We start from the raw sequence: 24,384 nt of genomic DNA on the forward strand, positions 1-24,384 counted from the left end.
CGCGCTTAAGGTGGAATGACAGGACCGGGGGGACCTCGAGTGGAAAGCATGTCACGGCGCCGGGGGCGCAGGCGCCGCTCCGGCCTGCTCGTGGCAGGCATCGCCGCCATGCTGGCCGCCACGCTCGGCCTTGCCGGATGCACGGCTCCCGGGACGTCGTCGTCCGAGCCTTCGCAGGCATCCGTGACCCTTCCGAACGATGAGGCGACAGCGATCAAGACCGCCGTGACGGATGCCATGAAGCTCGCGGGAGCGTCGGGCGCCATCGTCGGTGTCTGGGCGCCGTGGGCCGGCACATACACGGCGGGGATCGGCACGACCACCACGAAGGGCAAGCAGTCCGTCACGCCCGACATGGCCTGGCGCATCGGATCGGTGACCAAGCCGATGACGTGCACCGTGCTGCTGTCGCTCGCTCAGAAGGGCGAGGTGTCGCTGGACGACCCGGTGAGCAAGTACCTGCCCAGGCTCGTCGGCATCGACGGTCTGAAGCTCGGCCAACTGTGCCAGAACACCTCGGGTCTCGGCGACTACTCGGCAGCGCTCGGCCCGCAGTTCGTCGACAACCCGCTGCGCACCTACGTTCCGCTCGAGCTCGTCTCCAACGGGATGGGAGAGCCTCGCGCGGGAACGCCTGGGCAGACCTGGTCGTACTCGAACGCCGGCTTCATCCTGCTGGGCATGGCCCTGCAGGCCGCAACGGGCAAGGACTGGCAGACCCTCTACCGCGACGAGGTCTTCAGCCCGCTCGGCATGTCGTCGTCGACGCTGCCGCAGACCACAAGCATCCCGGGCTCCGACCTGCACGGGTACGCGACGGCGCTGGACGAGGTGACGGGGGATCCGCGATGCGGCACCCTCATGGACGACACGGCCATGGCGCCGAGTTCGGCGTGGACGGCGAAGGGCGTGGTCTCCACCCTTGGCGACCTGAAGACGTTCGCGCAGTCCTTCGCCACGGCATCGCTGCTGCAAGGCGAGACGAAGAAGGCGGCGTGGAAGACGGTTCCGCTGGGCACCGATGTGGCGGCCTGGCAGCAGTACGGCATGGGCGGCCTGCAACTCGGCCCGATGCGCGGACACGACGGCTCGGTGCCCGGTTTCATCACGTCCGTCCTGAGCGACCCCGATTCCGGTCTGACGGTCGTCGTCATGCTCAACAACTCCACCTCGGGTGCGGCGTACGCACAGTCGCTGGCGATGGAGCTCACGGCGATCGCGGCGGGCTTCGCCCCTGCGGAGGGGCGCAAGGCTCCCGGCGTCTCGCTGCCCTGGAAGGCGGACGACGCGAAGGCGGCGCTCCAGCAGCTCGCCACCTGCCGACCGGCCGACGCCGGCCCAGCGCCGACTCCGGCCCCCGAGCCTACGCCGGCTCCCGCGGTGTACCGCCCGCTGCCGGCGAACTGACCTGGGTGCTGCCCAGCACGCGCGCGAACACCGGCAGGTCGGCTTGCCGTTAGTGTCGAGCCATGCCCATCATTCCCGACACCAAGAACTGGACCTGGGTGCTCGAGCGTGCCTGCCCGGAGTGCGGGTTCGACGCGAGCAGCGTCGCGTTCCGCGACATCCCTCGGCTCACCAGGGAGAACGTGGCCGCGTGGACGCCCGTGCTCCAGCGCGACGACGCGCGGGAGCGACCCGACGAGTCCACCTGGTCGCCGTTGGAGTACGCGGCGCATGTGCGCGACGTGTTCCGGGTGATGGGCGGAAGGCTGCGCCTGCTGCTGGAGGTCGACGACCCGGAGTTCGAGAACTGGGACCAGGACGCGACGGCCGTGGCCGAGCGCTACAACCATCAGGACCCGGCGACCGTGGCCCGGCAGCTGCGCGACGAAGGCCTCGCTCTTGCGGATGCCTGGCAGGCCGTTCCCGACGCGGCGCTCGGCCGAAGCGGCCGCCGCAGCGACGGCAGCGTGTTCACGGTGGAGACGCTCGGACGGTACTTCATCCACGATCCGGTGCACCATCTGTGGGACGTGCGCCGCTAGCCGCGCACGCGACGGCGGGTCCTGGATCCGCCTACCCGCAGAGCCCGACGCCAGCCGAGGTGAGGATCACCGAGCGGTTCTGTGCGGCGAGGGCGTCGGAGTAGGTGCCGGTGGCATCCGTCTCGGGCTTGAAGCCGCACCAGTCGTGGCCCACACCCGCCGTGACGAGCAATGAAGGGGGCACGCCGAGCGTCACGAGCGCTTGCTTGACGGCATCCGCTCGCTGCTTGGAGAGCACGAGGTCGGAGGCGTTGCTCGTGGCCTGATCCTTGGACGCCGTACCCGTGATGGTCACGGTCTGGCCGTTCTGCTCGATGGCGGGCACGAGGCCGGCGAGCACCTGCTGGGCGGTGGCCGGCTGTGAGAACGTCGCCGTGTTCTTCACGAACAGCAGGTCGCTGTCGCGCACCACGATGGGATGCGACCAGTCCGTCTTGGTCGCGGCAGCGGGAACCGGAACCGTCGTGACGGCCGGGAGCCCCGTGGCCGCCGCGCCGGATGCCGGTTCGGGCAGCACGGAGAGCGTGCCGCCCGCCGCCTTCACGATCGCGGCCCAGATGGCCTCCAGGTTGCTGCGCGCGGTGATCGTGAGCGGCTGCTGCGGCCCGGCGACGTCGCCGAGTCCCGACCAGTACACGGTCACACCCTCGAGGTTCTTGGGCAGCTCCCCCTTCGACTTCAGGTCGGAGGCGACCTGCTGCGGGTCGGCCGAGAGCAGGCCTTGCACGGCGAAGTTCAGCGGGTCCACCGTCTGCAGTCCGCTCCCCACCACGAGAACGCCCATGGAGTCCTTGCCCAGGTTGCGCGCCGCCTGGTCGATGGAGTCGAGAAAGTCCACCTCGGGTGTCGACGCCTTCAGTGCGTTGATGTAGTTCGTCACCTGCGTGAGCTTGTTGCGCTGATCGCTCTTGCACACGATCTCGTCGTTGGCCGTCGATCCGAGAAGGGTCGTGCCGCGCGCCTGGGGCGTACCGGAGGGCACCACGATCGTCACGCTGCCGTTGCTCTCACCCGTGGCCCGCAGCTGCTTGGTGGCGGATGCCGGCAGTTGCGTCGCCGGCTCGTTGGCCGTGCTGCCGGCGACGACACCGAGGTTGCGCTTGTGCGCCTGGCTGCACGCGCCGGACGCCGCGGCCGACGACGAGCATCCGGCGAGGGCGGCCGCGACCAGGCACGCCGCGAGCGCGGGGGCGATGAGGCGATGGGGATGTCTCACAGGGGTCCTCTCGTTGCGGGGCGTCGGCGTGCTCAGGCCGCCGGTTCCGGCGGTTCCCGGCGCAGCTGCAGCTCGTGGATGATCTGGCTGGTTCCCTGCGGATCGCGCTGGCGCTGCGCCAAGCGAGTGCCGAGCCGGGCTCGCACCTGTTCCAGCTGCCAGCGCAGCGTCGCCTGCGCGAGCTGGTAGCGCTGCTGGTCGGCGGCATCCTGCAGAGCCTGCTGCGCGACCGTCTCCGCCGCCTTCAGCTGCTCGGCGAGCAGACGGTCGCGATGCTGACGCAGCTTGGCGACCCTGCGCCATCCGCGCTCCACCGCCGTGACCAGCGGACGCGTGGTCAGCCAGGCCGTCACGAAGCTCAAGGCGCCGGAGGTCGTCAGCACGCCCAGCATGAGGAAGGCCATGATCGTGTCCGGCGCGGTCCACGAGAAGCCCGTCGTCGTCGCCTGCTGGGTGCCGACCAGGCCGGAGAGACCTCCGGCGTTCTGGGTGTCGATCCCGGCCTTGATCCTGGCGAGGGTGACGGCGATCAGGATCGCCGCCCACAGCACTCCGAGTCCGATCACGACCGCCACCCAGCCACGCGTGGTGATCCCGCTCTCGATGCGGCGGATCAGCACGGCCACCAGGTGCGGAATGGTGACGATCGCGGCCGAGATGCCTGCCGTGATGATGTACATCATGGCGCCGATCGACCCGTACTGACTGTCGTTGCGCAGCAGAAGCGTGAGCGTCTGCGACAGCAGGTAGTAGTCGACGGCGATCATGCCGAGCAGGAGCACGTAGACCAGCACGTGCGCCAGCGGCGAGAGCCTGCCGAGGCGCGGACCGCTGCGCGGCGGCCGCATCACGATGTCGCGAGCCATGTCATCCCCCTACGCGTAGCTGTGGAACTGCGGGTCGCGGTCGGCGAGCTTGCGCTCCAGCATCGCCGCGTCGGCTTCTGCCTTGGCGAGGTCGGCGTGGACCGACGCGAGTGCGCCGTCCACCAGCGCGATGCGGCCGCGCGCGATGGTCTGCAGCGCAGCCGTGGTGGCCTCGTGCCGGGTGCGCTGACGCGCCAGCTCGGCAAGGCCGGCCTCCTCGAACGCCGAGATCTCGTGCTCGAACACGTCCAGCGTCTCCACATCGAGCGAACGCCGCATGCGCCACAGCCGCCAGTGCAGCCTGCGGGACAGGCGGCGCACCTTCGGCAGCCGGTACTCAACGGTCTCCAGACCGAACGCGTCGTGCGTGTCCACGACGGCGACCACGGCCCCTAGCCGGTCACGTTTCGACATGGTCTCCTCCTCGCTCCGGTCGCGTGCGCGACCGGCCCCCTCGTTCCAGCGTCCGCCGCCTGCCCAGCCATTAGCTGAGCGCGAGCCTGCACCGGATGCCGGTCACCGGCCCGGCTCGCCCGCCCGCGGGCATCCAGCACTCCTGCCGGCCAGCTCGTCACGACGCCGGCAGCCGCGGCTGTCCTCCCGCGGCGATCCCCCCGAACACGTCGGTGCCGTGCCACAGCTCCAGGGCCCGGTAACTGTCGTCGACGGTGAGCCACGTCGGCCGGGCGAGCACCGGCGGTCGGTCGCTGATGTTCTCGGCCGCGGGATGCCGGCGCCGCAGGTTGCTCCAGTAGATCGCGACCTTCTCATCCGAGTAGTCGAAGTACCGACGCGCCCTCAGCCGGGCGACCGTGAACCTCGTGTGGATGATCGCCTTCAGGTGCGCGGCCCGTCTGTGGTCGCGCTGGATGCGCCGCTCCAGGCGCCGCAGCTCCTCGTGGGCGGGGCTGGTGTCATCCAGCATCGCCTCGATCGCGGCCTTCTCGAGTCCGCTGGCGCGCTCCGCGTACTCCTGCTGCTCTCGCGTCAGCGTGTCCGTCAGGGCTTCGTGCTCCATCCACTGCATGCGCACGTCGGTGAAGAACCGCTGCCCCTCGCGCTGTGCGTACGTCGCCGCGTGCGCCTGCATCACCTGCACGGCAGGCGTGGGATCGCCGACGGGTTCCGCCTCGTAGGCAGCACGCGGCACGCCGGCACGGGCATCCCGCTTCGCGAGCCGCCGCAGGTGACCGCGGGTGAACATGCCGACGCGCAAGGGGGCACGAGGGGTGCGTGGTGGACGAACCGCACGGGAATCCGACACGAGGTGCTCCTCTTCTTCGCGGGGTGGAATCGGCTCGGCGCGCCGAGGAGTTACACGGTATGCGTGCCCCATGACAGATCGCCATGAGCCTCATGAGATGTGCGGCAAACCGAGATTCCGGCGTTACTGAGCCTCCCGAAAACCCGGTCCACGAGCCGCGCGGAGGCATCGTCACCCGAATTGGGGCGGCCAGAACGGGCTGTTCGGCCCCAATCGCGGCCCTGCGCTCTGGCCCCCGCCCCTGCGGCGCGGCAAGATGATTCGCATGAGTCACGTGCGCTGCAGGCATCGTGCCGGGGGGCTGGCCTCCGCACTGGACTCATGTGGGGATGCCATGGGCGCGGATGTCGCGGGGGCCGCAACCGCGCCCACGGGCCCCACGGTTCCAACCGGAACTTTCCGCGCCGGCCGATCGACGGCCGCCGCATTCCGGATCCCACCCGAAACCTGACGGGGTCCGCCCGCCGATCGTTCGGCGGGGCCCGGCCGGCACGCCGCCCATTCGGCCGAATACACGGTGTGCCGGCCAGATACTTCTGTGCCGTGCACCGCGGACGGAGCCGCCGCTGCCGTTCCGCGGCGCATCCCTCGACTCATAGGGTGTGAGCATGACCTCGGGAACACCCGCGAACGAACCGCGGCGCCACCCGGCGGCGTCGGCGCGGCGTCGTCGCCCCCCGGCCGAGCTCATCGCCGTCGTGGTGCTGACCTTCATCGCCGGATTCCTCGCGATCGGCCTGGGGCTCGTGTTCATCCTGCTTCGCTACGTGGTGGACAACGGGATGCTGGGCGGGTCGTTCGGCGTGACGCTGATCGGCGCCATCATCATCCTGTTCGGGCTGTTCATCATCGCGCTCGCATCGGCGCTCAGACGCGGCAAGCACTACGCGCGTGTGCTCACGACGATCGCCATGGCGGCCGAGTTCGCGCTCGCCGTGGCGGCGCTCGTGATCGACGTGTCGTCGTACTGGTTCGAGATCACGCTGATGGTCGTCGCGGTGCTCACGGTCGTGGTGCTCTGGGTGGGGCGCGGCGGCAGGTACTTCGCGCACATCAGCGAGCAGGATGCCGCAGCACGCCGCACCGGCATGTGAACGGATGCGGCGCATCCGCGTTGGAGCGACGGCTCAGCAGTCGCCTCAGTAGTCGCCGGAGCCGCCGTGGCGGCGCACGTAGCGCCGATGGATGAACCGCACGACCTCGATGCCGAAGACGGCGAGGATCGACAGCCCGATCACGAGGAGCGTGTCGTAGAGCGACGGATCGACGAGTCCGAGGAAGTCGCGCGACAGGGGAACCGCGTAGACCAGGATGAGACCGATCATCATGGCGCCGATGATCACGATCTTCCAGCCGTCGATCGGCCTGGAGAGCACCACCAGAACCCACAGGCCGACGATCGTGAGGATGAGCGTCGCTCCCGTTCGCAGCTCGTCCTGCCCGATGCCGAGGTCCTTGGCCGCCCACGAGTACCACCACAGGATGAGCCCGACGATCACGCCTGCCGGGATCGCGAAGCTCAGCGATCGGCGCAGGAACCCCGGGATGTACCTGCGCGGGTTCGGCATGAGCGCGAGGAAGAACGCGGGGATGCCGATGGTGAGTCCGTCGATGATCGACAGCTGCCGAGGCAGGAACGGGAACTGCATCACGCTGATGCCGAAGACGATGGCCAGCACCGTCGCGTAGGCCGTCTTGGTGAGGAACAGCATGGAGACGCGCTCGATGTTGGCGATCACCTGACGCCCCTCGGCGACCACGCCGGGAAGGTGCTCGAACTTGCCGTCGAGCAGCACGATGCGGGCGACCGCCTTGGTGGCCGCCGAGCCCGACTCCATGGCGATGCCGATGTCCGCCTCCTTGATGGCCAGCGCGTCGTTGACGCCGTCGCCGGTCATCGCGACCGTGTGCCCGGCAGCCTGCAGCGCCTGCACGATGCCCTTCTTCTGGGTCGGGGTGACCCGGCCGAAGACGGTGTGCTGTTCGAGGGCGGCGGCGAGGGCATCCGGGTCGTCGGGCAGCTCGCGGGCGTCGAAGCCGATCGGGGCATCCAGCCCGACTTCGCGCGCGATGGCGGCCACGGTCTGCGGGTTGTCGCCCGAGATGATCTTCACGTCCACGCCCTGCGACGCGAAGTAGCCGAGAGTCTCCAGGGCATCCGACCGCACGCTCTCGCGGAACGTGAGCAGCGTCACTGCCGCGAGGTCGACCGGGAGCGCCTCCGCCTCCACCTGCTCGGCTGTGAGAGCCGCGGGCGAGTGGCCGAGCACGAGGGTACGGCGACCGGATGCCGCCAGTTGCGCCGACCGCTCCCGCAGCTCGGCGTGAGCGCCGTCGCCGAACACCATCTCGGGCCCGCCGAGAACCCACGTGCCTGCCGAGTGCGCCGTGAACGACACGGCGCTCCACTTGCGAGTTGAGGAGAACGGGATGCGCGCGCACGGCTCGAGCTGCCGGCCTGCTGGATAGGCGGCGGTGAGGCAACGGGCGGTGGCGTTCGCGTCGGGCTCCGCGCCGTACCAGGCGAGCACCTCGTTCCATCCGGACGGCAGCGACTGCGCGACCGGATGCGCCTCGTCGAACACGATCTCGCCCTCCGTGAGGGTTCCGGTCTTGTCCAGGCAGATCACGTCGACGCGGGCGAGGCCCTCGACGGCAGGCAGCTCCTGCACGAGCACCTGCCGCGACGCCAGCTTCACGGCGCCCACGGCGAACGCGATGCTCGTCATGAGCACGAGTCCGAGAGGGATCATCGCGATGACGGCGGCGATGGCGTTCACCGCAGCCTGGCGCCACTCGCCGGTCCTGGCGGCCTCGGCCCAGCCTCCGAACACGAACAGCTGCGCGTTGAGCACGAGCAGGGCGATGGGACCGATGATCCAGGCCTGGAACTTCAGCACCCGGTTCACCGACCTGCGCAGCTCGCTCGCCACCAGCGAGAACCGCTTCGCCTCACTGGCGAGCTTGTTCGCGAACGAGTCGGCGCCGACGCGGATGACGCGCGCCAGGCCCTCGCCGCCGACCACGATCGAGCCGCTCAGCACCTCGCCTGCGCCGTCCTCGCCGCCAGGAAGCTTGTCGACGGCATCCGACTCGCCGGTCAGCATCGACTCGTCGGCCTGCAGCCGGGCGGACTGGATGACCACCCCGTCCGCCGCGATCTGGTCGCCGGCGCGCAGCACGAGGATGTCGTCCATCACCACGTCGGCGATCGCCACGTCGTGCGGCCGGCCGTCCCGCAGCACGCGGGCGTTCGGCGCGTGCAGCAGCGCCAGCTTGTCGAGCGCGGCCTTCGCACGGAACTCCTGCACCGACCCGATGATCGTGTTGGCGATCGCGCTCAAGCCGAACAGGGCATCCTGCCAGCGGCCGAGAGCGAGGAGCACCACGAAGCAGGCGACGATGATGCCGTTGAACAGGGTGAACACGTTGGCGCGCACGATGCTCCACGCCGAGCGGCTGGTGGCATCCGTGTAGGCGTTCGTGCGCCCGTCGGCGACCCGCTCAGCGACCTCGGCCGAGGTGAGGCCGAGGGTCGTGCCGACCCTGTCGGTCATCGTCTTCCCCCGTCGAGTGTTGCGACACCCTTGTCGGCGCCAGCGCCGCTCGTTGTGAGCTTAACGGAGCGATGCGGCCCGTCGGCCCATAACATCGTCGGGTGAGCGAAGAGGCGGGCAACGATGCCGTGCAGGCGGAGAACGTCGAGAACTACTTCAGCGCGGACCGTGCGAAGGCGTTCGTCGATGCGGTCGTCGCGATCGCGCTGACCTTGCTCATCCTGCCGCTGCTGGACTCCCTGACCGAGCTCACCCGTCCCGGAGGCGAGAGCGAGGCATCGGCCAGTTCGTGGTTCGCCGGCAACCAATTCCTCCTACTGAGCTTTCTGATCAGCTTCGGCGTGATCGCGATGTTCTGGATCAATCACCACCGCATGTACGCGCGGGTGCGGCTCGTCACGACCGGGCTGCTCTGGCTCAACGTGGCCTGGCTGCTGACGATCGTGTGGTTGCCGGTGGCCACCGCCATGACGAACCTTCCCGACGGGGACGACGCGCTCGTGAAAGTCGCGTACATCGGCACCATGGCACTGACCAGCCTGCTCGGGTTCTGCCAGGACCTGTTCCTCAGCGCCCACCCACGTCTGCACGACATCACCCGCATCGCATTGCTGCGCGGCATGGCCGTCAACCTGGCCATGAGCATCCTGTTCGTGGTGAGCCTGATCCTCTCGATCGTCGTGCCCGAGCTGTCGTACTACGCGTTGTTCCTGCTCGGCATCGCGGGGCTGGTGGCCAGGCTGCTCGATCGGATGCTCGGAGTGCCCCAGCCGGCGAAGTGAGGCCCCGCCGCTGAGCGTCGAGGGGCAGGTTGTACCGCGAGACGCAGGTGTCATCGTCGTCGGCGGTGAACGCGGACGTACGTGATGAGGGAGCCGAGCGCCATGCCCAGCGCGAGCGCGGTCACGGCCACGACGATCACCCCGAAGCAATCCGGCACCATCCAAGACCATCAGACTGCGGCCGGGAGCCGCTGCTCCCAGAACGAGGGACCGCGGCGGCGTTTGCGCCCGGAGCCTCCGGCCGCGTGGGCCCTTCGAACGCAGGCTTCGCCTGCTCGTTCGATTCCCGGCCCAGCTACACGAATGGCTCCGCCACCGTCCTTTGGACGGCGTCGGAGCCATGAGAGCGGATGACGGGAATCGAACCCGCGCTATCAGCTTGGGAAGCTGAGGTTCTGCCATTGAACTACATCCGCACGTGCCTGCCGAGGCGGGCATAGACATCCTAACGGGCGTCGTCTCGGCGTCCAGTCGGCGTCGCTCGCAAGGAACCGCTTGCGGTCGACGCTCTCGGCACAGTCGTCTGTGTTCGCCCTTCGGTCTCAACAGACTCAATCGGCTGTGTTCGCCCTTCGGGCTCAACCGGCTCAATCGGTTCGAGGAGCGTGAGCAAGCTCCCGCTCACCAAGCCTCAATCGTCTGTGTTCGCCCTGTCGCGCTCAACAGGCTCAATCGGCTTGGTGAGCGTGAGCGAGCTCCCGCTCACCAAGCCTCAATCGTCTGTAGTCTGGCGGGGTGCTGCTCTCCGATCGCGACATCACAGCCGAGCTCGACGCCGGACGCATCTCGCTGGAGCCGTACGACCCGGCCATGATCCAGCCGTCGAGCATCGACGTGCGCCTCGATCGCTTCTTCCGGTTGTTCGACAACCACAAGTACGCGTTCATCGATCCGGCCCAGGACCAGCCGGAGCTCACCCATCTGGTCGAGGTGGATGGCGACCAGCCGTTCATCCTGCACCCCGGCGAGTTCGCGCTCGGCTCGACCTTCGAGCGCGTGACCCTGCCCGACAATGTCGCCGCTCGACTGGAAGGCAAGAGCTCACTCGGCCGGCTCGGACTCCTCACGCACTCCACGGCCGGGTTCATCGATCCCGGATTCACGGGCCACGTCACGCTCGAGCTCAGCAATGTCGCCACGCTGCCGATCAAGCTCTGGCCGGGCATGAAGATCGGCCAGATGTGCTTCTTCCAGCTGTCATCTCCTGCTGAGAAGCCGTACGGCTCCGCCGCGTACAGTTCGCGGTACCAGGGGCAGCGGGGGCCGACGGCATCCCGTTCGTACCTCGGCTTCCACCGAACGGATGTCAGCGGCACGCACGCGAGCGACGGGACCGGGGATGCACGGGCGTCCGCGCCCCTCCAAGCGCAGTCGGCGGAAAGCTGACCGGAATCTCACAGAAGGGCGAGCCGATGGACGACGCAGGCCGCGCTGAGGCGCACCGGATGTTCTCGGATGCCCTGGTCAGTTCGGGGCCGTCTCCCGAGCATCCGAAACGCATGACGCGCTTCGGGCAGCTCGTGGGCTCGTGGCATGTTCGCGGCCGGCGGCTGGAGGAGACGACAGGCGAATGGCGGGATCGCGACTTCACCTGGCTCGTGTCGTGGGTGATGGACGGCCGCGCCATCGAAGACCTCGAGCTGGTCGACTCGGGCAAGGGGCCTGAGACGGTGGCGGTCGCCGTGCGCGTGTACGACCCGACGGCCGGCGTCGTGCGGGTGAGCTACTTCTCCCCGGCGCTCAACCAGTACGCGAACCTGGTCGCGCAGGGCTGGCGCGACGGCATCCGACAGGACGGCACGCAGAACGACGAGCGGCCGATCCGCTGGAACTTCAGCAACGTCTCCGAGCAGAGCTACACGTTCGACGGCTGGGTGAGCGACGACGAAGGCGCCACGTGGAAGCTCGTCGAGCATCTGGAGGGCGAGCGCCTCGCCTGACCAGCGGGCAGCAGCCGGGCGTCGGTACGCCGCCGAACGGTCGACCGTCTCTGCGCTCGATGGTCCGTCCGGTGCCGCGCCTGCGAGGATGACGTCATGACTGTCGCTATCGTCGGACCGGGAATGATCGGCGCGACCCATGCGGCCGCATGGCGTGAGGTGGGGGCCGAGGTGTCCTACCTTGTGGCTAGGCATCCGGATGCCTCGCTGCAGGATGCGCCGAACGCCCGCACGGTCACTGAGGTCGAGGTCGCGCTCGCCGACCCGGCCGTCGACATCGTGACCGTCTGCACGCCCACGCCGACGCACCGTGAGATCACGGAGGCCGCGCTGCGCGCGGGCAAACACGTGCTGCTCGAGAAGCCCATGGCGCTCACCGTGCCGGATGCCCAGGCCATCGCACGCGAGGCGGAGGCGTCGGGTCGCGTGCTCATGGTGGGGCACGTCGTTCGGTTCTTCGACGCGTACGCGCGAGTGCGGTCGGTGGTCGAAGCCGGCGGCATCGGGCAACCCGTGCACGTGCGCGCCGAGCGGATGATCGCCCCGCCGGCGACGCCGTGGTGGTTCGACGAGGAGCAGTCGGGCGGGCCGGCCGTGGATCTCGGCATCCACGATCTGGATCAGGCGAACCTCGTGCTCGGGCGTCCGGTCGGGGTTCGTTCCACGTCGCTCGACCCGCTCGGGCCCGTCGAGACCACCGTGCGGTACGAGGATGGCGGCCTCGCACAGGTGCTCAGTCACGCGCGGATGCCGGCATCCGTCTCCTTCGCCACCTCGCTGCAGGTGACCGGAGATGCGGGCATCGTCGTGACGCGTTTCGTGGGCGGTGAGCATCCGGTCGACGAGTTCACGTTCCGCGGAGTCGAGGGCGTGGCCGAGGGCGGGCCGGGCGGAGCTGCTGCAGCGTCCGATCCCGGATACTCCACGCCGTACGCCGCGCAGGCCGCGCATTTTTTGGAGTGCGTCGCGTCCGGCCGTCCGTCGACGATCGCTCCGGTCGCAGACGCCGTCCTCGCGCTGCGCACGGCGCTCGCCGCACGTGACTCGCTGCGCGCGGGCGGTGCCTGGATGCCTGTCGACTGAGCCACACCACCGCCGGTTGAGCTTGTCGAAACCGTGCCTCACCGTCGGTTGAGCTTGTTGAAACTGTGCCCGGGCGGTGGGTTTCGACAGGCTCAACCCACGGTACGGCTCAACCCGCGGTGGGGGTCAGCGGAGCTGCTCCTGGCGGGAGCGCACCGGGATCATGACGGCGAGGCCGATCGCGAGGATCAGCACGATTCCGAGGATGCCCCAGTACTGCTGGCCGCCGAACGTGACGAAGAGCCCGAACGCGAGCGGCGCGATGAAGGTGGCCGCGCGTCCCGTCGTGGCGTACAGGCCGTAGACCTCGCCCTCCCGGCCAGGCGGGATCAGGCGTCCGAGGAACGTGCGACTCGCGGACTGGGCGGGGCCGACGAACAGGCAGAGGGCGAGGCCCAGAGTCCAGAACACGATCTGTCCGCCGTCGTGCAGCACGAACACGAGCGAGCCGCTGACGACGAGTCCGATGAGCGAGGCGATGATCACCGGTTTCGGTCCGAACAGGTCGTCGAGCGAGCCGACAGCGATCGTCGCCGCCCCTGCGACGATGTTCGCGGCGATCGCGAAGATGATCACCTCTCCCGACGAGAAGCCGAAGGATCCGGCGGCCAGCACTCCCCCGAACGTGAAGACGCCCGTGAGGCCGTCGCGGAAGATCGCGCTGGCGAGCAGGAAGTACACGGTGTGGCGACTCGTCTTCCACAGCCGGGCGATGTCCTGGCCGAGCACGACGTAGGAACGGAAGAACCCGACGCGCGGGCGACCGACCTCCGCGAGCGGCCGGTTCTCGGGCACGGCGAACAGCACGGGAAGGGCGAACACGGCGAACCAGAGCGCCGAGATCAGCATCGACACGCGCACCGACAGGCCGTTCTCGCTCGTCACGCCGAAGAGGCCGACGCTCGGCTGGATGAAGCCGAAGTAGACGATGAGCAGCAGCGCGATGCCGCCGACGTATCCCATGCCCCACCCGAGACCGCTGACCTTGCCGATGGTCTCGCGCGTGGAGATCTGGCGCAGCATCCCATTGTAGTTCACGCCGGCGATCTCGAAGAAGACAGTGCCGACGGCGAGAAGCGCGAGCCCCAGCCAGACGAAGGCGGGCGCGGCCTGAACGAAGAACATGAGGGCGAGACACACCACGACGACGGCCGTGTTCACGCCGAGCCAGAGCTTGCGGCGCCCCGACGTGTCGGTGCGCTGCCCGAGCACGGGCGCGATCAGCAGCACGACGATGCCGGCGGCGGTGATGGTCCAGCTCAGCAGCTGCGAGAGCTCGGCCGTGTTGCCGAACGAACTGCCCGTGAGGTACACGGTGAACACGAACGTGGTGGCGACCGCGTTGAAGGCGGACGACCCCCAGTCCCAGGATCCCCACGCGAGCACCCGGCCGAATCCGGTCTTCCTCGGGATGAGCTGAGTCTCGCCGGTGAGCGTCGCGGTGCCGGATGCCTGTGCCGGGGCGGCGCCGCCGCCGGCGCCCGCTGCGGCGAGGGAAGGTGAGCCGGCGTCGTCGCCCGGGACCCTCGGGTGGTCGGTCATGGGCACACCCTAACGTGACGGAGGTAACACCGGGCGCGGGCGCGGGCGCGACCGCAGCGGCCGGAGCACGTCATGACGCCTCCTCGCGCTCATTACGATGGGCGGAGCAGGCTGTTCGGCGACCGGCGATGACCGCCGGAACGGGCAGCCACCGGACAGTCAGGTGGAGCCATGCCGACAGCGCGTTCGACGACGGTGCGCGATCTGCGCCGCCGCAACCGCTCGCGCACGCTGTGGGAGCTGTACCTGCACGGTCCGCTGACGTATCAGCAGGTCGCGCGAGCAGCGAACGTGAGCCTGGCCACCGTCTCGAACGTGATCGGCGACCTCGTGCGCCTGGGCAGCGTGAGCGACGCCGGATCCGAGGACTCCAACGGCGGACGCCCGCGCGGCCTCTTCCATGTGAACCCCGAGGCCGGATACGTGGTCGGCGTGGACGTCGGCGAGACGGCCGTGATGGTCGAGCTCTTCGACCTGCGGATGCGCGCGCTCGCCTCGCACCGATCGGTGACGCCGCATCCGCGGCTCGAACCCGCCGAAGTGGTCGACCTCGTGGTCTGCGGCATCGAGTCCGCCGTGGAGGAGTCAGGGGTGGAGCCCGCCGACATCCTCGGCGTGGGCGTCGGCGTTCCGGGTCTCGTTGAGCGGATGCCGGTGGATGCGCCGCACTCGGCGGCCGAAAGCTTCGGCCCGGGCGACGGAACAGAGGCCGTGGTCTACGAGCAGAGTATGGGCTGGGGCGTCCACCCGATCGAACGGCGGCTGCGGGAGCGGATAGAGCTGCCCATCATCGTGGACAACGGAGCGAATACCCTGGGGCAGGCCGAGCGCTGGTTCGGGGCGGCCAAGGACTGCGATGACGCGATCATCGTGCTCCTGGGGGCCGGGGTGGGTGCGAGCATCCTCCCCGCCGACACCGCGGCGAACGCCTTCGCCGGCGAGCTCGGCCACACCACGATCGCGTACGGCGGCAGGGAATGCGTGTGCGGGGCCCGCGGATGCCTCGAAGCCTACGCGGGCGCCGAGGCCGTGGTGGCGAGGTACGACGAGCTCGTGCGCCGCGACGACGGGCACGCGCATCCTGCCGGAGAGCAGTGCGCCGGCCTCGAGGAGCGCATGCTCGCGATCCTGCGCGCTCACGACAGAGACGACCCGGCCGCGGCGCAGGCCGTTGAGGAGTTGGTGCAGTACCTCGGGGTCGGCCTGGCGAACCTGGTCAACCTGTTCACGCCCGAGCGCATCGTGATCGGCGGATGGCTGGGGCACGCGCTCCCCGACACCGTGCTCTCACGCATCACGGACGCCGTCGGTCGCAACGCGCTGGCACGCGGTTTCGAGCGGCTCGAGGTCGTACGGGCGCGGCTGGGAGCGGATGCCGTCGCCCTCGGCGCCGCGACGCTTCCGGTCGCCGCCTTCCTCGACGCGGGCGGCGAGCTCCAGGTAGGGAGCCGACGCTCCACGGTCGCCGCCTCGCTGTGATACCCCGGCGGCGACCGCACTCGGTCGCTCCGCGTGCGCGATAGGCGTGCGACGCATCCGCGGCGCGCCGGCGACCGAGCTCGGGCACGTGCCCTGTTCGGGTGCGTCGTCGGCGAGGGCGCCGGTCCTAGACTCGGCACATGATCGGCTGGGCGCGCGCGATCGGAGTCGTGGTCATGGCTGCGGTGGGCGTCGCGGGTGTGCTGATGTCGCCTCCGCCTGGCAAGCAGCTGGTCGACGACGGCCTGCAGAAGCTGTGGAGCATGTCGGAGAAGCAGGCGCAGGCGTATCTGCTGAAGCATCCGGACATCGCCGTCGACCTGGCCAACTCCGACAGCAAGTACGTGGACGAGCTGTGGACGGATGCGACGCCGAAGGAGCGGGCGAGCGCGCTGCGCAACGCACCTCAGCTGATCGGGAACCTGGAGGGCGTCGACTACACCGACAGGGACAAGGCGAACCGCATCTACCTGGCCAGGGCGACGGCATCCACCAAGAAGCGCGTGGCCGCCAAGCCGCAGGATGAGACGGCGCAGTTCCGCCTCAGGGCGCTGAAGGCCGTGAAGGCGTCGCTGGTCGGCAAGCGCAACCCGAGGCGCTACCTCGTGGAACTGACTCCTGCACCGCGGCCGCTGGCCGCCGTGGCGGTCGGCAACCCGGATACCGCGATGCAGATGACGTTCGACGTTCCCGGCATGGGGACGTACGCCGACGACATGCAGTTGTGGGCCCAGGCGGCGCAGAACGTGTACGAGGAGCAGGGCAGGGCGGGCGCACCGGCGAACCGCGCCGTGATCGCCTGGATCGGCTATGTGACGCCGCCGCCGGGGATCGACGCCGCACTGGGCGGTTACGCGGCGCGAGGGGCTCCCCGGCTGGTCGCCGCGCTGCGAGGCTTCACGGTGAGCCGCGACGGTGCGGTGGGCGTCGATCTCAGCGTGATCGCGCACTCGTACGGCACCACGACGGCCGCGAACGCGCTCGCCTCGGCCAAGCTGGGGGTGTTCGCATTCGTCATGCTCGGCTCGGCCGGGATCGAGGAGAACATCCGGGATGCCCGGTCGCTGCACGCCGAGCACGTGTATGCAGGGGAGGCGGCTGGCGACACCCAGGCGCAGTGGGGTCGACTCACTAGAAGGGACCCGCGCGCCCCGTCGTTCGGGGCGACGATCCTGCACGTCGAGGGCTCGAGCGGAAAGCTGCCGGTCACGAACCACGAGCCCATCAAGCACTCGAACTGGAACAACGACCCCACGTCTGCCGCCTACGCGAAGGTGACGGACATGAACGAGCTGGCGAAGAAGTTCAGCGAGCACGTCACGACGTTCGGATACCTCGACGCCGGCACCGAGTCGCTGGCGAACGCCGCCACGGCCACGACGCGCTACCCCACCCGCGGCCTCCTCTGAGCTGTACCGCGGGTTGAGCTTTACCGCGGGTTGAGCTTGTCGAAACCCGTAACCTTCACTGCTGGTTTCGACAAGCTCAACCAGCGGTGACGGGGGTGGGCGTCAGCGGAAGGCGAGCAGCCGGGCGCGCTCCTGGGCATTGATGCTCACCGCCGGCTTGTCGCCGAGCTTCGCGTCGAGTCCGACGGCCGCGTTGATGAGGGCGAGGTGGCTGAACGCCTGCGGGAAGTTGCCCAGATGCTCGCCTCGGTGCCCGAGCTCTTCGCCGTACAGGCCGAGATGGTTGGAGTAGCTGAACATCTTCTCCAGAGTCCACCTGGCGCGTTCGATGAGTCCGGTCTCGGCGAGCGCCTCCACGTACCAGAACGTGCACAGCGAGAAGGTGCCCTCGTCCCCGGCCAGCCCGTCCGGCGACGCCGCCGGGTTGTACCGGTACACCAGGCTGTCCGACACCAGCTCCTCGCGCATGGCGTTGAGCGTGGAGCGCCACCGCGCGTCGTGCGGGGAGATGAACTCGGTGCGCGGCATCACGAGCAGCGACGCGTCGAGCACATCCGAACCGTAGTGCTGCACGAACGCATTGCGTGCCGGGTTCCAGCCGCGCGCCATGATCTGGCGATAGACGGCATCCCGCTGACCTCTCCAGTCGTCGACCGACGCCGGCCAGCCGTGATTGTCGCCCATGCGCACGGCGCGGTCGAACGCCACCCAGCTCATGAGCCGGCTGTACGTGTGGTGCTGGGCGCCGCCCCGCGTCTCCCAGATGCCCTCGTCGGGTCGGTCCCAGTTCTGGCACAGCCAGTCCACCATGTTGGCGATGCCGTCCCAGTCGCTGTTGTCGATGTCGGTGCCAGCGCTATCGGCCAGCGCGAGGCAGCCGAGCACCTCGCCGTAGATGTCCAGCTGCAGCTGATCCGATGCGCCGTTGCCGATGCGCACCGGCCGCGACGCCCGGTATCCGGAGAGGTGGTCGAGCTCCTCCTCGACCAGATCGGATGATCCGTCCACGCGATACATGATCTTCAGCGGACCCGACGCGTCGCCCTCGTGCTCGCGCACCCGGTCGGAGATCCAACGGGTGAACGCCTGCGCCTCGTCGGTGTAGCCCAGCCCCAGCAGCGCCTGCACGGAGAACGACGCGTCGCGCACCCACGTGTACCTGTAGTCCCAGTTGCGCTCGCCGCCGATCTGCTCGGGCAGCCCGGCCGTCGGGGCGGCGACGAGGCCACCAGTGGGCGCGTACGTCATGAGCTTGAGCGTCATCGCCGAGCGCATCACCTCCTCGCGCCAGCGTCCGCGATACGTGGAGGCGTTGACCCAGTTGCGCCAGAAGCGCCCGGTGTACTCGAGGGTGTCGAGCACTTTGCCGGGGTCGATGCGGGCCGGCGTCGCATCCGCACCCGACCGCAGCACCAGGCCGCGCGCCTGCCCTGCCGAGAGGTCGCACTCGCCGTGCACGGCGCCGTCGCGCGCCTGCAACGGGATGCCCGTGCTCAGGCTGAGACGCAGCGCATCCGTCTCGAACACCGCGCCCGCCTCGGTCAGCCGCAGGTCGTGGCGCGCTCGTCCGTAGTCGAAGCGAGGTGCGCACTCGACCTCGAACCGCATCCTGCCCCGCACCACGTGCACCAGGCGCACGAGCTCGTGCCGATCCGTCGTGCTCTGCGGATCGTCGGGAATCGGCATGCAGTCGATGATCTCGCCGACGCCGTCCTCCGACATGAACCGCGTGATGAGGATGGCCGTGTCGGGCATGTACAGCTGCCTCGTGACGACGTCGTCACCCACCGGACGGATGCTGAAGCGGCCGCCGTTGTCGGCATCCAGCAGCGAGGCGAAAACGGTCGGCGAGTCGAAGCGAGGGCAGCAGTACCAGTCGATCTCGCCCTCGCGCGAGACGAGCGCCGCGGTCTGCAGGTCGCCGATCAGCCCATGGTCTTCGATCGGAGCATACGCATCCATGAGAACCCCCGTTCCCCCCGACGTGGTCTCACGGTATCCACCGCGTTCTCGCCTGTCCATGACGCGACGGCATCCCCGCCGCAACCGCCTCGGCGCGGCGGTGCCACGTTCGGGGGTCAGCGGCCCCGCCGGATCAGGCATAAATTCAGCGCAAGGCCCGCGGATCCTGGGCTCATGCCCCGTGTCGAGGGCGCTGACGACGACACCCACCCGGACCGCAGACCTGCCACCGGCCTCGCCCCACCGGTCCTTTCGGCAGGAGGTCGCGCATGTCGTCCTTTCTCTACACCGTCGGGAGATGGGCCTTCCGCGCGCGTGTGCTCGTGCTCGCCGGCTGGCTCGTGATCGTGGTGGCGGCGATCGCCGCCGCCGGTCTGCTCGGCACCGGCACGCAGAACACCTACGCCATTCCGGGCACCGAGTCGCAGCAAGCGTTGGACGCGCTGGCCCGCACCTTCCCGCAGGTGAGCGGGGCGTCGGCGCAACTCGTGGCCGTCGCGCGGAGAGGGCTGAGCGTGAAGGATGCCGCGTTCGAGTCCGCGGTCGAGGCGAGCGTGTCCCGGCTCCAGGGCATCCCGCAGGTGGCGTCGGCCACGTCACCGTATTCGTCGAGCTCGAGCGCGAACATCAGCTCGGATGACTCCGCCGTCATCGTCCCCGTGCAGCTCGACGTGGCGCAGAGTGCCGTGCTGCCGTCTACGTCGGATGCTCTCCAATCGGAGGCGCACCGGCTCCAGGCGCAGCTCCCGCACGGCTCGCAGGCCTCGATGGGCGGCCAGCTGTTCTCGCAGACCGCGGCGGGGATCAGCGTGACCGAGCTGCTGGGCATCCTCGTCGCGTTCATCGTGCTGGCGTTCACGTTCGTGTCCCTGCTCGCCGCCGCGATGCCGCTGATCACCGCGCTGCTGGGCGTGGCGGTCAGCCTCTCGATCATCCTGGCCATGACGTCGGTGGCGACGATCACGTCGACCACACCCCTGCTCGCGCTCATGTTGGGGCTCGCCGTCGGCATCGACTACGCGCTGTTCATCACGTCGCGACATCAGGACCAGGTGCGCTCCGGCATCGATCCTGAAGAGTCGGCAGCGCGGTCGATCGCGACGGCGGGTTCCGCCGTGGTGTTCGCGGCCGTGACCGTCATCATCGCGCTGCTCGGGCTCAGCGTCGCGGGCATCCCGTTCCTCACGACCATGGGCGTGGCGTCGGCGGGCGCCGTCGCGTTCGCGGTGCTGGTGTCCACCACCCTCACACCGGCGCTGCTCGGCTTCGTGGGATGGCGCATCGTGCGCCGCAAGTACCGCCCTGGACCGCCGCGCGTGAAGCGCGGCCACCGCTGGGGTGGGGCCACGCGGCCGGAGGCATCTGCGCCCGCTGAGGCGCTGTCGGCTGAAACATTGCCGGTCGAGACACCGCCCGCTGGGGCACCGCCGGCTGAAATGCAGCCCGCCGCAACAGAGTCTGCTGAGGCACTACCCGCTGAAACCCAGCGCGAAGCGACATCCGCGCGCCAGCAACCTGCGGAGCTCCAACCCGGGGTGCCCCACCAGGAGCAGGGCCGCTCAGCACCCGCAGGCGGAACGCGACGCCACGGCTTCTTCTTCGGCTGGGTGCGCGGAGCGACGAAGTGGCCCATCGTGACGGTCGTGGTCATCGTGGCGGCGCTCGGGCTGCTGGCCGTGCCCGCAGCTCACCTGCGTCTGGCGTTGCCCGACGCCGGATCTCTCCCCGAACACGAGCCGGGACGGGTCACCTACGACCTCATCGACGAGCACTTCGGTGCCGGATACAACGGGCCGCTCATCGTGACGGGGTCGATCATCCAGAGCAAGGATCCCGTCGGACTCATGAACGACCTCGGCGCGAGCATCGCGAAGGTGCACGGGGTGGTGGCGGTTCCCCTGTCCACGCCGAATCAGGCGGGCGACACCGGGATCGTGCAGGTCATCCCCGACGGAGCGCCGGATTCGACGGCGACCCAGAACCTCGTCGCCCGGCTGCGGGGCATGCACGACGCGTTCCAGAAGGAGTACGGCGTCGACCTGTCCGTCACCGGCTACACGGCCGCAGGCATCGACGTGTCCGCCCGCCTGGGCCAGGCGCTGCTTCCGTTCGGTATCCTCGTCGTCGGCCTCTCGCTGATCCTGCTGGCAATGGTGTTCCGGTCCATCGTCGTGCCGGTCACGGCGGCGCTCGGATACCTGCTCTCCGTCGGGGCCGCCTTCGGCGTCACCAGTCTGGTGTTCGAGAACGGGGTGCTCGCCGGGCCGCTGGGCGTGGCATCCCTCGGCTCGGTCATCAGCTTCATGCCGATCATCCTGATGGGCGTACTGTTCGGCCTCGCGATGGACTACGAGGTGTTCCTGGTCAGCCGCATGCGCGAGGACTACGTGCACCACGGCGACGCGCACGGTGCGATCGAGGCCGGATTCCTCGGGTCGGCGCGCGTCGTCACCGCGGCCGCCATCATCATGTTCGCGGTCTTCGCCGCGTTCGTGCCGGAGGGCGACGCATCCATCCAGCCCATCGCGCTCGGGCTTGCCGTCGGGGTGGCCATCGACGCGTTCATCGTGCGCATGACGCTCATTCCCGCCGTCCTCATGCTGTTCGGGCGCCACGCCTGGTGGATGCCTCGCGCGCTCGAGCGCGTGCTGCCGCACTTCGACGCCGAAGGAGAGGGCATCGCGAAGGAGCTGGAGCTGGCTGCATGGCCGGACGGCGAGGAGCAGCCGGCTATCGCGGCAGAGTCCGTGACGCTCACGAAGTCGGGCCTGGAGCTCGTAGGCGGGCTCGACGCGCGAGTGCCACGGGGCGGAGTGCTCATCGTGCGGTCCAGCGACCGGATGGCTGCGGCAGCCGTCGTGGCGGCGATCTGCGGGCGCTTCCCGGTGGCATCCGGCAGGCTCAAGGTTGCCGGGTTCGTGCTTCCCACCCGCGCCGGCGCCGTTCGCAAACGATCCGGGCTCGTGCAGCTGCGACCATCGCCGGCTCCTGTGGAGGAGGTGCGGCAGGTGATCGGTGGCGGGGTGCAGGTGATCGGCCTGTGCGAGCTGGACAGCCTCGGCGAGGAGCGTGAACGCCAGGCGATCGCGCAGCTCCTGGCGGAGGCGATGCGAGCACGACCGACGAACGGGTCCGCGACGGATGCGACGTCATCCGCAATCACGGTCGTCGCCTCCTGCGCGCCCGACGCCGACGTCTCCGACATCGTCGGCTCGGCGCGGCTGTGCGACGTGATGATCGGAGGGCCGCCTGCTACTGCTCGACCGGGCCCTGCTCACGTGGAGGTGGGCTCATGACGCCGGCCCCGCTTTCGGCGCGATCAGGGTCGGAACGGCCGGGGATTCCGTACCTCATCGTGCTGGTGGCCCTTCCGCTCGTGATGGGCGTGCTGCTCATGTGGGGGCTCTCCACTCCGGCGCTTCACCTCGACCGGGTGAACGCGGCGGTCGTGAACGACGACGTTCCGGTCACCATCAACGGAACGACCTCGCCACTCGGACGGCAGTTCGCGGCCGGCCTCATCGGTGGGACGGCGCCGGACACCGACATCCCGACGCAGCCGACCAGGGTCGGATCGAACTTCAACTGGGTGCTCACGAACGACCAGGATGCCGCCGACGGCCTCGCCTCGGGCAGGTACGCCGCCGTGCTCATCATTCCCGCGTCGTTCTCCACGTCGATCAGCTCGCTCTCCGGCCCGGCGCAGAGCGCCGTGCAGGCGCTCGTGCACGTGCGGACCAGTCCGGCATCCGCGCTGCTCGACCCTGCCCTCGTGCAGGCCGTGACGGCGAACGCCACGGCGCAGCTCAATCGCCAGGTCATCGACCAGTATCTGCAGGGCGTGTATCAGGGCTTCACGTCTGTGCATGACCAGATCGCCCAGGCCGCCACGGGAGCGGATCAGGTGGCGAGCGGCGCCGACTCCCTCTCGACCGGGGCGCAACAGCTGGCGGCGGGCGCCGACTCCCTCGCCTCCGGTCTCGACACGCTCTCCTCGAGCTCGGCCGGCCTTCCCGGCCAGACGGCGCAGCTGGCCGCCGGTGCGGCCCAGGTGAGTGACGGCAACGATGCGCTGGCAAGTTCGCTCTCCGGCGCGGCCTCGTCGTTCGCCGACACCGTCGCGCAGATCTGCCAGCGCCCAGGGGCACTGTGCGATCAGGCGACGGCCACGCTCGCCAAGCTGCAGGGCGCGGCATCCGCCACGGCACAACTCGCCGCAGGCGCCGACGAGGTGGCGTCGGGTGCAGCAGAGCTCGCGGATGCGTCACCGCAACTCGTCGGCGGCATCGACCAGGCCGCCAGCGGTGCGGCATCGCTCGCCGGCGGCGCGTCCAGTCTCGTCGCCGGAGCCGAGCAGGAGGCGACAGGTGCCGACCAGCTGGCGTCCGGGCTCTCCCAGGCGGTGTCGAAGATCCCGTCGTACTCGGACTCCGACGCGCAGGCGCTGTCCGAGGCGGCGTCTCAGCCCGTGGTGATCGATCCGCGTTCGGCGCCGTCGGGCATCCAGGCCGCCCCGCTGTTCACGATCATCGCCCTCTGGATCGGCGGGCTCGCGCTCGCCCTCGTGCACAAGCCCGTGCCGGCATCGCGCCTCATGACGAGTGCGTCGTCGCCGGCCCTCGCGGCGCGGTCGGCCGCCACCTCTGCGGCGCTCGGCGCGGTGCAGGGACTGGTGCTGTCGGCGGTCGTGCTCATCGGACTGGGTCTTGCGCCCGGGGTGTGGGCCGGGTACGTGGGTGCATCCGTGTTCCTCGGTGCCGTGTTCGCCCTGCTGAACCAGGGCCTCGCGGCCGCCTTCGGTGCGATCGGTCGCGGGTTGGCGCTGCTCGTGGCGATCGCCGCGCTCGCAGTGGGGATCGCCTCCTCCGTGCCGTCCGCACTGCTCGGCATCGCGAGCCTGCTGCCCACGTCTCCCGCGCTCGCTGCCCTACGTGGAGCCATCGGCGGCGACGAAGGTCTCGCGCTTCAAGCGTGCGCGCTCGCGCTGCTCTGGGGCGTCGTCGGCTTCGCTCTCGTTCTGGGAGGCGTGCTCGGGCGCCGGCGACTGCGGCTGGCGTGACTGCACCGCTCGCGTGGCCTGCGGTCAGCCGAGGGCGGCAGCGGCCTGTCGCAGCGCCAGATCGCGGCGCACGTCGAGCTGATGCGCGGCATCCGCAGGCAATTCGTCGACCGGGAGCCAGCGCACGTCCTCGCTCTCGTCGCTCACCGTGACCGTGGCGCCGGGGTCGGCGATGGCGACGAACCCGATGTCCCAGTGCGCCGAGCACGCGAAGCGGCCGAATAGCTCGTGACGGTG

At 69.5% G+C, this 24,384-nt stretch carries 18 protein-coding genes, 1 tRNA gene and 1 pseudogene; 11 read left to right on the forward strand and 9 right to left on the reverse strand.

The annotated features are described in order from the left end of the window. The first annotated feature begins 48 nt into the window (after positions 1-48). Both VHB92_RS12670 and VHB92_RS12675 read left to right on the forward strand, forming a co-directional pair. Positions 49-1,407 (forward strand): serine hydrolase domain-containing protein, encoded by a 1,359-nt coding sequence (locus tag VHB92_RS12670; RefSeq protein ID WP_325454119.1) that lies wholly within the window; start codon positions 49-51, stop codon positions 1,405-1,407. 62 nt (positions 1,408-1,469) lie between these two features. After that, positions 1,470-1,988: a DinB family protein gene (locus tag VHB92_RS12675; RefSeq protein WP_325454120.1), complete on the forward strand. Its 519-nt coding sequence runs from the start codon at positions 1,470-1,472 to the stop codon at positions 1,986-1,988. A gap of 31 nt (positions 1,989-2,019) precedes the next feature. Here VHB92_RS12675 and VHB92_RS12680 read toward each other — a convergent pair whose 3' ends face one another. The 4 genes from VHB92_RS12680 to VHB92_RS12695 all read right to left on the reverse strand — a co-directional run bounded on the left by VHB92_RS12680 (position 2,020) and on the right by VHB92_RS12695 (position 5,334). Then, the gene (locus VHB92_RS12680; RefSeq protein ID WP_325454121.1) at positions 2,020-3,204 is read right to left on the reverse strand and encodes an OmpA family protein; all 1,185 of its coding nucleotides are present in this window, start codon (positions 3,202-3,204) and stop codon (positions 2,020-2,022) included. Positions 3,205-3,236: 32 nt separating this feature from the next. Continuing rightward, entirely contained in the window at positions 3,237-4,070 is an 834-nt protein-coding gene (locus VHB92_RS12685) for a hypothetical protein (protein ID WP_325454122.1), read from the reverse strand. 9 nt (positions 4,071-4,079) lie between these two features. Then, positions 4,080-4,484: a hypothetical protein gene (locus VHB92_RS12690; protein ID WP_325454123.1), complete on the reverse strand. Its 405-nt coding sequence runs from the start codon at positions 4,482-4,484 to the stop codon at positions 4,080-4,082. Positions 4,485-4,641: 157 nt separating this feature from the next. Continuing rightward, the gene (locus VHB92_RS12695) at positions 4,642-5,334 is read right to left on the reverse strand and encodes a hypothetical protein (protein ID WP_325454124.1); all 693 of its coding nucleotides are present in this window, start codon (positions 5,332-5,334) and stop codon (positions 4,642-4,644) included. Positions 5,335-5,942: 608 nt separating this feature from the next. Between VHB92_RS12695 and VHB92_RS12700 the strand changes: the two genes are divergently transcribed. Further along, the gene (locus VHB92_RS12700) at positions 5,943-6,428 is read left to right on the forward strand and encodes a hypothetical protein (RefSeq protein WP_325454125.1); all 486 of its coding nucleotides are present in this window, start codon (positions 5,943-5,945) and stop codon (positions 6,426-6,428) included. Positions 6,429-6,473: 45 nt separating this feature from the next. On the opposite strand, the gene VHB92_RS12705 is transcribed toward VHB92_RS12700, so the two are convergent. Further along, positions 6,474-8,891 carry a cation-translocating P-type ATPase gene (locus VHB92_RS12705; protein WP_325454126.1) on the reverse strand — a complete coding sequence of 806 codons (2,418 nt, stop codon included), beginning with the start codon at positions 8,889-8,891 and terminating at the stop codon, positions 6,474-6,476. Positions 8,892-8,992: 101 nt separating this feature from the next. Between VHB92_RS12705 and VHB92_RS12710 the strand changes: the two genes are divergently transcribed. Continuing rightward, the gene (locus VHB92_RS12710; protein ID WP_325454127.1) at positions 8,993-9,673 is read left to right on the forward strand and encodes a TMEM175 family protein; all 681 of its coding nucleotides are present in this window, start codon (positions 8,993-8,995) and stop codon (positions 9,671-9,673) included. Positions 9,674-10,018: 345 nt separating this feature from the next. On the opposite strand, the gene VHB92_RS12715 is transcribed toward VHB92_RS12710, so the two are convergent. After that, a tRNA-Gly gene (locus tag VHB92_RS12715) sits at positions 10,019-10,089 on the reverse strand. A gap of 319 nt (positions 10,090-10,408) precedes the next feature. Here VHB92_RS12715 and dcd point away from each other — a divergent pair. From dcd to VHB92_RS12730, 3 genes are all read left to right on the forward strand, one after another. Beyond that, positions 10,409-11,059: a dCTP deaminase gene (dcd, locus tag VHB92_RS12720; RefSeq protein ID WP_325454128.1), complete on the forward strand. Its 651-nt coding sequence runs from the start codon at positions 10,409-10,411 to the stop codon at positions 11,057-11,059. A gap of 26 nt (positions 11,060-11,085) precedes the next feature. After that, positions 11,086-11,613 carry a hypothetical protein gene (locus VHB92_RS12725; RefSeq protein WP_325454129.1) on the forward strand — a complete coding sequence of 176 codons (528 nt, stop codon included), beginning with the start codon at positions 11,086-11,088 and terminating at the stop codon, positions 11,611-11,613. Positions 11,614-11,709: 96 nt separating this feature from the next. After that, a complete protein-coding gene (locus tag VHB92_RS12730; RefSeq protein WP_325454130.1) occupies positions 11,710-12,696 on the forward strand; it encodes a Gfo/Idh/MocA family oxidoreductase in 987 nt (328 codons plus the stop codon). Between the two features lie 126 nt (positions 12,697-12,822). Here the strand turns inward: VHB92_RS12730 and VHB92_RS12735 are convergent, their stop codons facing one another. Next, positions 12,823-14,238: an MFS transporter gene (locus VHB92_RS12735; protein WP_325454131.1), complete on the reverse strand. Its 1,416-nt coding sequence runs from the start codon at positions 14,236-14,238 to the stop codon at positions 12,823-12,825. Between the two features lie 171 nt (positions 14,239-14,409). Here VHB92_RS12735 and VHB92_RS12740 point away from each other — a divergent pair, with 171 nt between their 5' ends. Both VHB92_RS12740 and VHB92_RS12745 read left to right on the forward strand, forming a co-directional pair. Then, on the forward strand, positions 14,410-15,717 hold the full coding sequence (locus VHB92_RS12740; protein WP_325454132.1) for an ROK family protein: 1,308 nt from the start codon (positions 14,410-14,412) through the stop codon (positions 15,715-15,717). Between the two features lie 140 nt (positions 15,718-15,857). Next, complete coding sequence (locus VHB92_RS12745; RefSeq protein WP_325454133.1) at positions 15,858-17,126, forward strand: alpha/beta hydrolase; 1,269 nt, start codon at positions 15,858-15,860, stop codon at positions 17,124-17,126. A 102-nt stretch (positions 17,127-17,228) separates the two neighbouring features. Here VHB92_RS12745 and VHB92_RS12750 read toward each other — a convergent pair whose 3' ends face one another. Further along, positions 17,229-19,088 (reverse strand): glycoside hydrolase family 15 protein, encoded by a 1,860-nt coding sequence (locus tag VHB92_RS12750; RefSeq protein WP_325454134.1) that lies wholly within the window; start codon positions 19,086-19,088, stop codon positions 17,229-17,231. A 269-nt stretch (positions 19,089-19,357) separates the two neighbouring features. On the opposite strand from VHB92_RS12750, the gene VHB92_RS12755 reads away from it, so the two are divergent. Continuing rightward, positions 19,358-22,384 carry an MMPL family transporter gene (locus VHB92_RS12755; RefSeq protein WP_325454135.1) on the forward strand — a complete coding sequence of 1,009 codons (3,027 nt, stop codon included), beginning with the start codon at positions 19,358-19,360 and terminating at the stop codon, positions 22,382-22,384. Continuing rightward, entirely contained in the window at positions 22,381-24,147 is a 1,767-nt protein-coding gene (locus VHB92_RS12760; protein WP_325454136.1) for a hypothetical protein, read from the forward strand. The genes VHB92_RS12755 and VHB92_RS12760 overlap by 4 nt, the downstream gene beginning before the upstream one ends. 24 nt (positions 24,148-24,171) lie before the next feature. On the opposite strand, the pseudogene VHB92_RS12765 reads toward VHB92_RS12760, so the two are convergent. Beyond that, positions 24,172-24,384: pseudogene (locus tag VHB92_RS12765) on the reverse strand (NUDIX hydrolase); the annotation flags it as partial.

The sequence above is a fragment of the Humibacter sp. genome (assembly GCF_035547335.1).
Lineage (GTDB): Bacteria > Actinomycetota > Actinomycetes > Actinomycetales > Microbacteriaceae > Humibacter.

What these genes read in the sequence shown, in the direction of transcription:
- VHB92_RS12670 (WP_325454119.1), top strand. Translation starts at nt 49, where the DNA reads ATGTCACGGCGCCGGGGGCGCAGGCGCCGCTCCGGCCTGCTCGTGGCA.
- VHB92_RS12750 (WP_325454134.1), bottom strand. Translation starts at nt 19,088, where the DNA reads ATGGATGCGTATGCTCCGATCGAAGACCATGGGCTGATCGGCGACCTG.
- VHB92_RS12700 (WP_325454125.1), top strand. Translation starts at nt 5,943, where the DNA reads ATGACCTCGGGAACACCCGCGAACGAACCGCGGCGCCACCCGGCGGCG.
- VHB92_RS12755 (WP_325454135.1), top strand. Translation starts at nt 19,358, where the DNA reads ATGTCGTCCTTTCTCTACACCGTCGGGAGATGGGCCTTCCGCGCGCGT.
- VHB92_RS12730 (WP_325454130.1), top strand. Translation starts at nt 11,710, where the DNA reads ATGACTGTCGCTATCGTCGGACCGGGAATGATCGGCGCGACCCATGCG.
- VHB92_RS12685 (WP_325454122.1), bottom strand. Translation starts at nt 4,070, where the DNA reads ATGGCTCGCGACATCGTGATGCGGCCGCCGCGCAGCGGTCCGCGCCTC.
- VHB92_RS12760 (WP_325454136.1), top strand. Translation starts at nt 22,381, where the DNA reads ATGACGCCGGCCCCGCTTTCGGCGCGATCAGGGTCGGAACGGCCGGGG.
- VHB92_RS12735 (WP_325454131.1), bottom strand. Translation starts at nt 14,238, where the DNA reads ATGACCGACCACCCGAGGGTCCCGGGCGACGACGCCGGCTCACCTTCC.
- VHB92_RS12725 (WP_325454129.1), top strand. Translation starts at nt 11,086, where the DNA reads ATGGACGACGCAGGCCGCGCTGAGGCGCACCGGATGTTCTCGGATGCC.
- VHB92_RS12740 (WP_325454132.1), top strand. Translation starts at nt 14,410, where the DNA reads ATGCCGACAGCGCGTTCGACGACGGTGCGCGATCTGCGCCGCCGCAAC.
- VHB92_RS12690 (WP_325454123.1), bottom strand. Translation starts at nt 4,484, where the DNA reads ATGTCGAAACGTGACCGGCTAGGGGCCGTGGTCGCCGTCGTGGACACG.
- VHB92_RS12675 (WP_325454120.1), top strand. Translation starts at nt 1,470, where the DNA reads ATGCCCATCATTCCCGACACCAAGAACTGGACCTGGGTGCTCGAGCGT.
- VHB92_RS12705 (WP_325454126.1), bottom strand. Translation starts at nt 8,891, where the DNA reads ATGACCGACAGGGTCGGCACGACCCTCGGCCTCACCTCGGCCGAGGTC.
- VHB92_RS12745 (WP_325454133.1), top strand. Translation starts at nt 15,858, where the DNA reads ATGATCGGCTGGGCGCGCGCGATCGGAGTCGTGGTCATGGCTGCGGTG.